Below are 11,668 nucleotides of genomic sequence, written 5' to 3'. Positions count from 1 at the left end.
TTTTAGCACGCTGTTGAGTTCTCAAGGAACGGTCGCTTCCTTTGTACTCACCCTCTCGGGCTTTCCTCCGGGCTTCCCTTCGGTGTTTCCGACTCTATCAGATCTTTTTCCGATCCGATTTCCTCGGTGCTTTCCAGGTTTTCGCTTTCGCGTTTCCCTTTCCGGCGGTTCCGACTCTATCAGATCCTTTCGGCGTCTGATTCCCAGTCAGAGGGGGTTGTCTTCCCGGCCCGCTGGGCCGTTCCGACGAGTGAGACTTTAGCGGATTCCCGGCTCCCGAGCTAATCGGGGGCCGCGTCCTTTCGAACACGGATTCCTCATTTCGCAAATGCGCACACGAGCATGCGACAGCAAGTGTCGATGTGTAGTGGGCCCTGCGAGATGGCTGTCCGGGGACCGACCGGAGTCGGCGCTCACGTCGGACAGCTCGGAGTACATTACGCATCCGGGGAGGGAGTGTCAACCCCCTCCCGCGAAGATCTTGCCGGGGTCAGTCCTTCTTGCCGGAGGCCAGCTCACGGCTGCGGTCGCGGGCCGCTTCCAGGGCGGCGATGAGGGCGGCCCGTACCCCGTGGTTCTCCAGCTCGCGGATGGCGTTGATGGTCGTGCCGGCCGGCGAGGTGACGTTCTCGCGGAGCTTCACCGGGTGCTCGCCGCTGTCGCGGAGCATCGTCGCGGCGCCGATCGCGGACTGCACGATCAGCTCGTGGGCCTTGTCGCGGGGCAGGCCGAGCAGGATGCCGGCGTCCGTCATGGCCTCGACCAGATAGAAGAAGTACGCCGGGCCCGAACCCGAGAGCGCCGTACACGCGTCCTGCTGGCCCTCGGGGACGCGGAGGGTCTGGCCCACGGCCCCGAAGATCTCCTCGGCGGTGGCGACGTGCTCCTCGGTGGCGTGGCTGCCCGGCGAGATGACGGACATGGCCTCGTCCACCAGGGCCGGGGTGTTCGTCATGACCCGGACGACGGGAGTGCCCTCGGCGAGCCGCTCCTCGAAGAAGGAGGTGGGGATGCCCGCGGCGCCGCTGATGATCAGTCGGTCGGCGGGGACATGGGGGGCGAGTTCGTCCAGGAGGGCGCCCATGTCCTGCGGCTTGACCGTGAGGATCAGGGTGTCGGCGCCTTTGGCGGCCTCGGTGTTGCTGACCGGGGTGACTCCATGGCGGGCACGGAGTTCCTCGGCGCGTTCCGGGCGGCGGGCGGTGACCAGGAGGTCGGCGGGCGCCCAGCCGCCCCGGATCATCCCGCTGAGCAGGGCTTCGCCGATCTTGCCGGTGCCGAGGACTGCGACTTTCTGGCTCATGCGGTTCATCCTCGCACCGGGGATACGGCGGGTGGGGCGTTTGTCCGGTGGGCGGACGCGGCCTCAGTCGGTGCGACGGCGCAGGGTGGCCGCGCCGAGGGCGAGGACCAGGAGCGCGCATCCGGCGACGATCAGTACGTCCCTTACGAAGGCCGAGGTCAGGTCGGTGTGGTGGAGGACCTCGTTCATGCCGTCGACGGCGTAGGACATGGGCAGTACGTCGGAAACGGCCTCCAGCAGCGGGTGCATGTCCGCGCGGGGCGTGAAGAGGCCGCACAGGAGGAGCTGGGGGAAGATCACCGCCGGCATGAACTGGACCGCCTGGAACTCCGAGGCGGCGAAGGCCGAGACGAAAAGGCCGAGGGCGGTGCCGAGCAGGGCGTCCAGGAGGGCGACCAGCAGAAGCAGCCAGGGTGAGCCGGTGACGTCCAGGCCGAGGAGCCAGACGGCGAGGCCGGTGGCGAGCGCGGACTGGACGACGGCCACGGTGCCGAAGGCGAGTGCGTAGCCGGCGATGAGGTCGGCCTTGCCCAGCGGCATCGCGAGGAGGCGTTCCAGGGTGCCCGAGGTGCGTTCGCGCAGGGTGGCGATGGAGGTCACCAGGAACATCGTGATCAGCGGGAAGATGCCGAGCAGTGAGGCGCCGATGTTGTCGAACGTGCGCGGGCTGGCGTCGAAGACGTAGCGCAGCAGGACCAGCATCAGGCAGGGGACGAGGAGCATCAGGGCGATGGTCCGGGGGTCGTGGCGGAGCTGGCGCAGGACGCGGGCCGCGGTGGCGGTGGTGCGGGCGGTGCTGAACGCGGCGGTGGGGGCGGCCGGGGTCGTCGTGCTCATCGGGTCGGCTCCTTGGTGCGGGCGTCCGCTTCGTCGACGAGGCGCAGGAAGGCGGCCTCCACGGTGTCGGTGGCGGTGCGGGTGCGCAGGTTCTCGGGGGTGTCGTCGGCGAGGACGCGTCCTTCGCGCATGAGGAGGAGGCGGTGGCAGCGCTCGGCCTCGTCCATGACGTGGGAGGAGACGAGGAGGGTGGTGCCGCGGTCGGCGAGTTCGTGGAACAGGTTCCAGAGGTCGCGGCGGAGTACGGGGTCGAGGCCGACGGTCGGTTCGTCGAGGACGAGCAGGTCGGGGGTGCCGAGGAGGGCGACGGCGAGGGAGACGCGGCTGCGCTGGCCGCCGGAGAGGTTGCCGGCCAGGGCGCCGGCGTGGGTGGTCAGGTCGACGTCGGCGATGGCGCGGGTGACGTGTTCGCGGCGGCGGTCGGCGGCGGCGCGGCCGGGGTCGAGGATCGCGGCGAAGTAGTCGAGGTTCTGTTCGACGGTGAGGTCGTCGTAGACCGAGGGGGCCTGGGTGACGTAGCCGATGCGGCTGCGCAGGGTGGGGTGTCCGGCGGGGCTGCCGAGGACGTCGAGGGTGCCGGTGACCTTGGCCTGGGTGCCGGTGATGGCGCGGATCAGCGTGGACTTGCCGCAGCCGGAGGGGCCGAGCAGTCCGGTGATCCGGCCTCGGGGGACGGTGAAGCCGAGGTCGTGCAGGACCGTGCGGGTGCCGCGTACGACGGTGAGGCCGGCGGCGTGGACGGCGTCGGGTGCCGTCGGCTGGGGTGGCTCGGGAACATTATTCATCACGTGATGAATAATGTTCCCGAGTCTGGGTGTCGTCAAGGGGTGTCGTCAACGGGCCGTGTCAGGGTCGGTCCGTTTCGGCTCGGGGATGCGTCAGGGTCGGCTCCGGGGCTGGTCAGGGGCGGGTCGGGGGTTCCGGGGTGGTGGCGACGAGCAGAACCACTTCGTACGTCTCCTCGACCAGGCCGTCGGGGAAGACCTTGATCAGGTGGGCGCGCTCGGCCGCGAAGAATTCGGTGCGGGCGGGCTCGGGGGCGAGGAGGAAAGCGGAATGACTGCCGATGTTGGCCAGGTGGGTGTCGAGCGGCACGTGACGGCTCCAGCGGACCGAGCGCCGGGTGAAGTCGAGCCGGCCGCTGGGATCGGCGGCGGCGACGCGGTCGGCGGCCTTGCGCTGCTCGGTGTGCACGGGCAGACCGAGGAAACGGGCGGCGCGCGTGGCGGCCGCGGCGATCCAGTCGACGTCCGTGGCGTCGGTGTTCCACCACAGCGCGAGCGCGCCGCCCGGCCGCAGCACGCGCAGCGCCTCCGGCACCGAGCGGGCCGGGTCGGTCCAGTGCCATGCCTGGGCGTAGGTGACGAGGTCGGCCCGGGCGTCGGCCACGGGGAGGGCGTCGCCGCTGCCCCGGACCAGGGAGAGGTGCGGGTTCCGGCGGCGGAACTCGGCGGCCATGCCCGCGCCGGGCTCGACGGCGAGCACACCCGCGCCCCGCTGGTGCAGCAGCTCGCTGGCGATGCCGGTGCCCGCGCCCACGTCCACGGCTCGGGCTCCGGTCAGGGGGCGGCCGGTGAGTTCCTCGATGGTGTCGAAGAGCGCGGGGGGATAGGAGGGGCGGTTCTCGGCGTACTGCGCGGCGGCCGCGTTGAAGGAGTGGGCGCGGGCTTCGGCGGTGGGGGCCTCTGGTGCGGTCATGCCGCCCATGGTGCTCGGCGCGCGGCCGGTGGGGACAGTGGCTTCGTCCGTCGCCCCCGGTGCCGCCTCCGGGGTCAGGCGCGGCGCTTCTTGCGGGCCTTCGCGGGGTTGCCCGTGCGCCGGGACTGGGTGCGCTCGTACTCGGCGCGGGCCGTGTCGTACTCGGCGCGGTGCAGTTTCTCGCCGGGCGCCTCGGTGAGGGAGCGGGCGGACCAGGCGAGGAGGGTGCCGACGAAGCCGACGGCGAGCAGGCCGCGCAGGCGGGCCTGGCGCTCGGGGTCGGGGCGGCGGCCGAAGTTGTCCCAGGTGGTGCGGAAGGCGAGCGCGCTGCACACCGCGAACATGACGATGACCAGGACGGTCACGAAGGAACCGGTACCGGCGATCTGGAGGCCCTGGTAGGCGAGGCGCAGGATCAGGCAGGAGACGGCGGCCGCGGCGAGGGCGCCGAGGGCGACGGCGGCGCGGCGGACCGCGTAGCCGCCGGTGTGGTCCACCCAGGTCGTGCCGAAGAAGCGGAGGGGTTCGGGGCGGGGCCCGCTCGTGGAGCCCGCCGGGGTGGCGCTGGTGCCGGTCTCGTCGCTCACGCGTCGATTATGGCTCCGCCGTCCGGCGGGCTCCGGGGCGGGGCGTCAGCCGCAGCGGCCGGTCACGTAGCCGTCGCTGCCGGTGTGCACATAGGCGTCGGACACGTACTCGCCGGAGCCGATGTTGTCCCAGATCTTCGTCGTGCCGTACGGGCCGGTCACGGTGGTGCCGGGCGTCTGGCAGTAGAGGGTGACGCTGGAGCCGGCGGGCAGCGTGCGGACGACGCCGTAGCCGGTGCCGGGGCCGCTGCGGACGTTCAGGGCGGTGCCCGGTGCGATCGGGAAGCGGGGCGCGGCGGCCGTGGCGGTGGTCGCCGCCGGTTCGGCCAGGATCGTGGGCGCGTGGTCGTCGGACATGAGATACCTCCCCCGTGACACCCCGTGACGGCCACGGGGTGGTGACGCCGCTCGCCGGGCATCGCGTACGGGTGCCGGACGGGCGGACGGGCCACGGCTGCGCCGCGACTCGCAGGCGGAGGTTAGCAAGCCGCCTCGGTGTCGTACGGGCAATCGAATAGGCTCCTTTCGTCGCGCGCGCGGCCGATGAGCACGGGGGTGGTCCATGGCGCCACGGCACAGCACCGGAGCCGGCGCGGAAGCGGAACTTCCGGCGTACGACGGCCACTACCGGCTGGAGTCGCGGCTCGGTTCCGGCGGGATGGGCGTGGTGCATCTGGCCCGCGGCGCCTCCGGGATGCGGGTTGCGGTGAAGGTGGTGCACGCGGAGTTCGCGCGGGACCCCGAGTTCAGGGGGCGGTTCCGGCAGGAGGTGGCGGCCGCGCGGCGGGTGAGCGGTGCGTTCACCGCGCCGGTGGTGGACGCGGACCCGGAGGCGGCGCGGCCGTGGATGGCGACGCTGTTCATCCCCGGGCCGACGTTGTCGCAGCAGGTGAAGCGGAACGGTCCGCTGGAGCCCGCGCAGGTGCGGCGGCTGATGGCCGGGCTCGCCGAGGCGCTCAGGGACATCCACCGGGTCGGTGTGGTGCACCGGGATCTCAAGCCGGGGAACGTGCTGCTGGCCGAGGACGGGCCGAAGGTGATCGACTTCGGGATCTCCCGGCCGAAGGACAGCGAACTGCGCACGGAGACAGGGAAGTTGATCGGTACGCCACCGTTCATGGCGCCGGAGCAGTTCCGGCGGCCTCGGGAGGTGGGGCCGGCGGCGGACGTGTTCGCGCTCGGGTCGGTGATCGTGCACGCGGCGACCGGGCGGGGGCCGTTCGACTCGGACAGTCCGTATGTCGTGGCCTATCAGGTGGTGCACGACGAGCCGGAGCTGGCCGGGGTGCCGCAGGATCTCGCGCCGCTGGTGCGGCGGTGTCTGGCGAAGGAGCCGGAGGACCGGCCGACGCCGGACGAGCTGATGCTGGCGCTGCGTTCGGTGGCGGCGTCGTACGACACGCAGGCGTTCATACCGGCGCAGCGGGAGGGAGGGGCGGACGGGGGCGGAGACGCTCCACAGCAGGAGGAGCCCGAGGTCGCACCCGAGTCGGCCCCGCCGAAGCGGCACCGGTGGCGGGGGCGGGCGGTGCTCGCGGCGACCGCTGCGGTGCTGGCCCTCGGCGGGATAGTGGCCTCGGTGCAGTGGGCCGGGGCCGGGCAAGGGCGCGGCGTGCGGCCGCAGGCGGCTCCGGCGGTGACGGCGGCCGGGTTCGAGGGGTGGCGGTCCGAGGCGGTGGCCGGGGTGCCCGGTGCGCCCCGGTGTGTGCTCGGCGCGGGCAGGTTGCTGTGCACGGCGGACGGGGCGGTCTTCGCGCTGGACCCGGTGAAGGGGTCCGTGGTGTGGCGGCGGGCGTTCGCGGGGGCGTTGTGGAGTGATCCGCCGGTGGTGTCGGGCGGGGCGCTGCGGCTGCGGAACCAGAGCGGCAGGCTGACGGCGCTCGATCCGGGCACGGGGCGTACGCGTGGGGAGCGGGAGCTGACCGGGGACACCGGGACGCGGTACATCGGGGACACGCTGGTGACGACCCGGGCGGACGGGGTGGTCATGGGGGCGGAGAGTGGTTCGGGGAAGGAGAAGTGGCGGCTGCCGTTGCCGGACGGGACCCGGCCGCGTATCGACGCCTTCGGCGCCGGGAGTGACGGGTACGCGACGGTGACCTCGGCGGACGGGCGGAGTACGCGGGTCACAGCGTTCGACCCGGCGTCCGGGGCCGTGCGGTGGAGTGAGCGGATGTCCGGGATGGTCGAACCGGTGGGCGCCGAGGGCGGGTTCGTGTACTTCCTCGACGACGATCCGGTGTACGGGGACACCAACGGGCTCGTGCGGTACGAGGTGAAGTCGGGCTCGACGCACCGGGTTGCGCTGCTGGGGCCCCGGCCGGACGCTCAGGCCACCGTGCGGGACGGGGTGGTGTACCTGCTCGCGGCCAACGGGGGGCTGGACGCGGTGGACATGGCGGCGGGCAAGCCGTTGTGGCACCTGGAGACGACGGTGAGCCGGGGTTCGGCGCCGGTGACGGACGGGCGGCGAGTGTACTTCTCGGCCGCCGACGGGCGGCTGCTCGCGGTGGACGTCCGCCGGGGCACCCTCGCGGGCCAGACCCGGCCCCGGCTCGGCGCGCGGGCGGACCGGGTGACGGCGGGGCTGCCGACGCCGGTGCTGGCGCTGGGCCATGTGTACGCGGGGGCGCCGGACGGGTCGGTGTTCGCGGTGAACACGGCTGATCCGGCGGCCTGGTGAGCGTGGAGCGCACCGGCCGCCGGAGAGCCCGAGCGGGTCAGCCCAGGAGGGAGACGTCGCGGACGGCGCCCCTGTCGGCGCTGGTGGCCATGGCCGCGTAGGCGCGCAGGGCGGCGGAGACCTTGCGGGTGCGGTTGGCGGGCGCGTAGACGCCGTTCAAGTCGGCTTCGCGGCGGGCGAGTTCGGCGTCGTCCACCAAGAGGTCGATGGTGCGGTTGGGGATGTCGATGCGGATGCGGTCGCCGTCCTGGACCAGGGCGATGGTGCCGCCGGAGGCCGCTTCGGGGGAGGCGTGGCCGATGGAGAGGCCCGAGGTGCCGCCGGAGAAGCGGCCGTCGGTGATCAGGGCGCAGGTCTTCCCGAGGCCGCGGCCCTTGAGGTACGAGGTCGGGTAGAGCATCTCCTGCATGCCGGGGCCGCCCTTGGGGCCCTCGTAGCGGATGACGACCACGTCGCCGTCCTTGACCTCCTGGGTGAGGATGCGCTGGACGGCCTCCTCCTGGGACTCGCAGACCACGGCGGGCCCCTCGAAGGTCCACACCGACTCGTCGACGCCCGCGGTCTTCACCACGCAGCCGTCGACGGCGAGGTTGCCCTTGAGGACGGCGAGGCCGCCGTCCTTGGAGTAGGCGTGCTCGGCGGAGCGGATGCAGCCGCCCTCGGCGTCGTCGTCCAGGGAGTCCCAGCGCTCGGACTGGGAGAAGGCTTCGGCGGAGCGGACGCAGCCGGGGGCCGCGTGCCACAGCTCGACGGCCTCGGCGGACGGGGAGCCGCCGCGCACGTCCCAGGTCTTCAGCCAGTCGGCCAGGGACGGGCTGTGGACGGAGTGGACGTCCTCGTTGAGCAGGCCCGCGCGGTGCAGTTCGCCGAGGAGGGCGGGGATGCCGCCGGCGCGGTGCACGTCCTCCATGTAGTACGTGCGGTTCTTCGCCACGTTGGGCGCGACCTTGGCCAGGCACGGCACGCGGCGGGAGACGGCGTCGATCTCCGGGAGGCCGAAGGGGACGCCCGCCTCCTGGGCGGCGGCCAGCAGGTGCAGGATCGTGTTGGTGGAGCCGCCCATGGCGATGTCCAGCGCCATCGCGTTCTCGAAGGCCGCGAAGGAGGCGATGGAGCGGGGCAGGACCGTCTCGTCGTCCTGCTCGTAGTAGCGCCGGGTGATGTCCATGACCGTGCGGGCCGCGTCCTCGTACAGCGCCTTGCGGGCGGTGTGGGTGGCGAGGACCGAGCCGTTGCCGGGCAGGGAGAGGCCGATGGCCTCGGTGAGGCAGTTCATCGAGTTGGCGGTGAACATGCCGGAACAGCTACCGCAGGTCGGGCAGGCGTTCTCCTCGATACGGAGGATGTCCTCGTCGGAGATCTTGTCGTTGACCGCGTCGGAGATCGCGTCGACCAGGTCCAGCGTGCGCACGGTGCCGTCGACCAGGGTGGCGCGGCCGGACTCCATGGGCCCGCCGGAGACGAACACGGTCGGGATGTTCAGCCGCAGCGCGGCCATCAGCATGCCCGGCGTGATCTTGTCGCAGTTGGAGATGCAGACCAGGGCGTCGGCGCAGTGGGCCTCCACCATGTACTCCACCGAGTCCGCGATCAGGTCGCGGGAGGGCAGGGAGTAGAGCATGCCGCCGTGGCCCATGGCGATGCCGTCGTCCACGGCGATGGTGTTGAACTCGCGCGGGATGCCGCCCGCGGCCGTGATCGCCTCGCTGACGATGCGGCCGACCGGCTGGAGGTGGGTGTGGCCGGGGACGAACTCGGTGAAGGAGTTGGCGACCGCGATGACGGGCTTGCGGCCGATGTCCGCACCGGGTACACCCGAGGCACGCATAAGGGCGCGGGCGCCCGCCATGTTGCGGCCGTGGGTGACTGTGCGGGACCTCAGCTCGGGCATCGTCGCTCGCTCCTTCTAGAGAAGACCGGTCAGAGAGACTTCTGACTGCTCCCGAGCGTACGCCGGTCATCCACGGGGCGGGACGAAGTGTCCGGAATGCGGGACGGACGTCTTGGCGCCCGGCCCCCCGCGCGCCCCACGCCGCACTCCCAGCGCGCCCCCTCGCCCAGTCCCGCCTCACTCCCCCGTGAGATGCCCCTGCACCACCGGTGCCAGCCGGGCCACGATGCGCTCCAGGTCGGCCGAGGCCAGCGGCTCCACCTTGATCACGTAGCGCAGCATGGCCGTGCCGACCAGTTGCGCGGCGGCCAGCTCGACGCGCAGCTCGGCGTCCGGCACGTCCAGGCGCCCGGCGATGCGGCCCAGGAGCTGGGCGGCGATCAGGCGGCGGAACACGGCGGCAGCGGTGTCGTTGTTGACGGCGGAGCGGACGATGGCCAGCAGCGGGGTGCGCGTGGCGGGGTTCTCCCACACGCCCAGCACGAACCGGGTCAGCCGCTCCCCCACCGAGTCCAGCGGGCCCTCGGCGATCGCTTCCGGCGCGGCGAGGGCGGGCGCGAAGGCGACCGAGACGGCGGCCTCGAAGACCTGCTCCTTGGTGCCGAAGTAGTGGTGGACCAGCGCGGAGTCGACCCCGGCGGCCTTGGCGATGCCGCGTACGGAGGTCTTCTCGTAGCCGCGTTCGGAGAACTCCTCGCGGGCGGCGCCGAGGATGCGGTCGCGGGTGTCGCCGGACTCGGCGCGCGGGGGCCGTCCCCGGCGCCGTGCGGTGGGCTCGCTCACGGCCGGGGCACCCCGGCGCCGGCCGCGAGGTGGCGGCGGGTGAAGGCGAGGGCCTCGGCGAGGTCGGCCTCGCGCTCCGCACTGGACATGGCCCGGCGGGTGTTGACCTCGATGACGACATGGCCGTCGAAGCCGGTGCGGGTGAGGCGGTCCAGCAGTTCGGCGCAGGGCTGGGTGCCGCGGCCCGGCACCAGGTGCTCGTCCTTGGCGGAGCCCCGGCCGTCGGCGAGGTGGACGTGGCCGAGCCGGTCGCCCATGCGGTCGATCATGCCGAGGGCGTCGGTGCGGGCGGTCGCGGTGTGGCTGAGGTCGATCGTGAAGTGCCGGTAGTCGTCCTTGGTGACGTCCCACTCGGGGGCGTAGGCGAGCAGTTCGCGGTCGCGGTAGCGCCAGGGGTACATGTTCTCGACGGCGAACCGCACGTCGGTCTCGTCGGCCATGCGCCAGATGCCGTCGACGAACTCGCGGGCGTACTGCCGCTGCCAGCGGAAGGGCGGGTGGACGACGACGGTGGAGGCGCCCAGCTTCTCGGCGGCCGACCGCGCGCGGCGCAGCTTGGTCCAGGGGTCGGTGGACCAGACCCGCTGGGTGATCAGCAGGCAGGGCGCGTGCACGGCGAGGATCGGCACGCCGTGGTGGTCGGAGAGGCGGCGCAGCGCCTCGATGTCCTGGCTGACGGGGTCGGTCCACACCATGACCTCGACGCCGTCGTAGCCGAGGCGCGCGGCGATCTCGAAGGCCGTCGCCGTCGACTCCGGGTAGACCGAGGCCGTCGACAGGGCGACCTTTACGTCCCTTGGTTCAGCCACGAACACACCTTACGGGGTGGGATACCGGGGACGAGGGGTGTGCCCGGGCCGGTGTGAGCTTCGCCATCGCGGGCCCGCGACACCGTTCACGCCGAGCCCATGTGGTCCAGGCGCCGCAGGATCACGCCCTCGCGCAGCGCCCACGGACAGATCTCCAGGCTCTCCACGCCGAACAGGTCCATCGCCCCCTCGGCCACCAGCGCCCCGGCGAGGATCTGCCCCGCCCGGCCCTCGGAGACTCCGGGCAGCTCGGCACGCTGCGCCGCGGACATCGCGGCGAGCCGGGGCACCCATGCCTCCAGCGACTCCCGCTTCAGCTCGCGCTGGACATAGAGGCCGTCGGCGTCCCGCGCGGCGCCCGCGATCCGGGCGAGCTGCTTGAAGGTCTTGGAGGTGGCGACCACATGGTCGGGGGCGCCGAAGCGGCTGAACTCGCCGACGGTACGGGCGATCTCCGCGCGCGCGTGGCGGCGCAGCGCGCGTACCTCGTCGGAGGTCGGCGGGTCCTCGCGCAGCCAGCCGGCGGTGAGGCGGCCGGCGCCGAGGGGCAGGGAGGCGGCCGCGTCGGGCTCCTCGTCGATGCCGTAGGCGATCTCCAGCGAGCCGCCGCCGATGTCGAGGACGAGGAGCTTGCCCGCGGACCAGCCGAACCAGCGGCGGACGGCGAGGAAGGTGAGCCGGGCCTCCTCGGCGCCGCTGAGCACCTGGAGGCGGACGCCGGTCTCGTCGGCGACGCGCGCGAGGACGTCGTCGGCGTTGCGGGCCTCGCGCACGGCGGAGGTGGCGAACGGCAGCAGGTCCTCGACGCCCTTGTCCTCGGCGGCCTGGAGGGCGTCCCGGACGACGGCGACGAGGCTTTCGATGCCCTCGTCGCCGATCGCGCCGCTGTCGTCGAGGAGTTGGGCGAGCCGCAGGTCGGCCTTGTGGGAGTGGGCGGGCAGCGGACGGGCGCCGGGGTGGGCGTCCACCACCAGCAGATGCACCGTGTTCGAGCCCACGTCCAGGACACCGAGTCTCATGGACGAAACGCTACTGCCAGAAGCCCGTTCCGCGGTGCCCGTACGGCCCTCATGCGTC

The 11,668-nt window shown here is 72.6% G+C and carries 11 protein-coding genes; 1 reads left to right on the top strand and 10 read right to left on the bottom strand.

Annotation, left to right across the window (positions count from 1 at the left end):
• Window positions 1-490 precede the first annotated feature (490 nt).
• From proC to E5083_RS22610, 6 genes are all read right to left on the bottom strand, one after another.
• The gene (proC, locus tag E5083_RS22635) at window positions 491-1,303 is read right to left on the bottom strand and encodes a pyrroline-5-carboxylate reductase (protein WP_130338395.1); all 813 of its coding nucleotides are present in this window, start codon (window positions 1,301-1,303) and stop codon (window positions 491-493) included.
• A gap of 63 nt (window positions 1,304-1,366) precedes the next feature.
• The gene (locus E5083_RS22630; RefSeq protein ID WP_135787493.1) at window positions 1,367-2,140 is read right to left on the bottom strand and encodes an ABC transporter permease; all 774 of its coding nucleotides are present in this window, start codon (window positions 2,138-2,140) and stop codon (window positions 1,367-1,369) included.
• Window positions 2,137-2,925 (bottom strand): ABC transporter ATP-binding protein, encoded by a 789-nt coding sequence (locus tag E5083_RS22625; RefSeq protein WP_135787492.1) that lies wholly within the window; start codon window positions 2,923-2,925, stop codon window positions 2,137-2,139. The genes E5083_RS22630 and E5083_RS22625 overlap by 4 nt, the downstream gene beginning before the upstream one ends.
• A gap of 115 nt (window positions 2,926-3,040) precedes the next feature.
• On the bottom strand, window positions 3,041-3,838 hold the full coding sequence (locus tag E5083_RS22620; RefSeq protein ID WP_425276742.1) for a class I SAM-dependent methyltransferase: 798 nt from the start codon (window positions 3,836-3,838) through the stop codon (window positions 3,041-3,043).
• 74 nt (window positions 3,839-3,912) lie between these two features.
• On the bottom strand, window positions 3,913-4,425 hold the full coding sequence (locus E5083_RS22615) for an EamA/RhaT family transporter (protein WP_135787490.1): 513 nt from the start codon (window positions 4,423-4,425) through the stop codon (window positions 3,913-3,915).
• Between the two features lie 45 nt (window positions 4,426-4,470).
• Window positions 4,471-4,782: an SH3 domain-containing protein gene (locus tag E5083_RS22610; protein WP_135787489.1), complete on the bottom strand. Its 312-nt coding sequence runs from the start codon at window positions 4,780-4,782 to the stop codon at window positions 4,471-4,473.
• 205 nt (window positions 4,783-4,987) lie between these two features.
• On the opposite strand from E5083_RS22610, the gene E5083_RS22605 reads away from it, so the two are divergent.
• On the top strand, window positions 4,988-7,108 hold the full coding sequence (locus E5083_RS22605) for a protein kinase domain-containing protein (RefSeq protein ID WP_135787488.1): 2,121 nt from the start codon (window positions 4,988-4,990) through the stop codon (window positions 7,106-7,108).
• A gap of 37 nt (window positions 7,109-7,145) precedes the next feature.
• Here E5083_RS22605 and ilvD read toward each other — a convergent pair whose 3' ends face one another.
• The 4 genes from ilvD to E5083_RS22585 all read right to left on the bottom strand — a co-directional run bounded on the left by ilvD (window position 7,146) and on the right by E5083_RS22585 (window position 11,610).
• Entirely contained in the window at window positions 7,146-8,999 is a 1,854-nt protein-coding gene (ilvD, locus tag E5083_RS22600) for a dihydroxy-acid dehydratase (RefSeq protein ID WP_135787487.1), read from the bottom strand.
• Window positions 9,000-9,176: 177 nt separating this feature from the next.
• Window positions 9,177-9,782 carry a TetR/AcrR family transcriptional regulator gene (locus tag E5083_RS22595; RefSeq protein WP_135787486.1) on the bottom strand — a complete coding sequence of 202 codons (606 nt, stop codon included), beginning with the start codon at window positions 9,780-9,782 and terminating at the stop codon, window positions 9,177-9,179.
• On the bottom strand, window positions 9,779-10,591 hold the full coding sequence (locus E5083_RS22590) for a sugar phosphate isomerase/epimerase family protein (RefSeq protein WP_135787485.1): 813 nt from the start codon (window positions 10,589-10,591) through the stop codon (window positions 9,779-9,781). The genes E5083_RS22595 and E5083_RS22590 overlap by 4 nt, the downstream gene beginning before the upstream one ends.
• 86 nt (window positions 10,592-10,677) lie before the next feature.
• Window positions 10,678-11,610 (bottom strand): Ppx/GppA family phosphatase, encoded by a 933-nt coding sequence (locus tag E5083_RS22585; protein WP_135787484.1) that lies wholly within the window; start codon window positions 11,608-11,610, stop codon window positions 10,678-10,680.
• Window positions 11,611-11,668 lie beyond the last annotated feature (58 nt).

This window comes from Streptomyces bauhiniae (assembly GCF_004784475.1).
In the GTDB taxonomy this organism is placed as follows: Bacteria; Actinomycetota; Actinomycetes; order Streptomycetales; family Streptomycetaceae; genus Streptomyces; species Streptomyces seoulensis.
Note: the sequence above shows the minus strand (reverse complement) of the source record. Positions and strands in the feature narration are given on the sequence as shown.

What these genes read in the sequence shown, in the direction of transcription:
- proC (WP_130338395.1), bottom strand. Translation starts at nt 1,303, where the DNA reads ATGAGCCAGAAAGTCGCAGTCCTCGGCACCGGCAAGATCGGCGAAGCC.
- E5083_RS22630 (WP_135787493.1), bottom strand. Translation starts at nt 2,140, where the DNA reads ATGAGCACGACGACCCCGGCCGCCCCCACCGCCGCGTTCAGCACCGCC.
- E5083_RS22625 (WP_135787492.1), bottom strand. Translation starts at nt 2,925, where the DNA reads ATGAATAATGTTCCCGAGCCACCCCAGCCGACGGCACCCGACGCCGTC.
- E5083_RS22620 (WP_425276742.1), bottom strand. Translation starts at nt 3,838, where the DNA reads ATGACCGCACCAGAGGCCCCCACCGCCGAAGCCCGCGCCCACTCCTTC.
- E5083_RS22610 (WP_135787489.1), bottom strand. Translation starts at nt 4,782, where the DNA reads ATGTCCGACGACCACGCGCCCACGATCCTGGCCGAACCGGCGGCGACC.
- E5083_RS22605 (WP_135787488.1), top strand. Translation starts at nt 4,988, where the DNA reads ATGGCGCCACGGCACAGCACCGGAGCCGGCGCGGAAGCGGAACTTCCG.
- ilvD (WP_135787487.1), bottom strand. Translation starts at nt 8,999, where the DNA reads ATGCCCGAGCTGAGGTCCCGCACAGTCACCCACGGCCGCAACATGGCG.
- E5083_RS22585 (WP_135787484.1), bottom strand. Translation starts at nt 11,610, where the DNA reads ATGAGACTCGGTGTCCTGGACGTGGGCTCGAACACGGTGCATCTGCTG.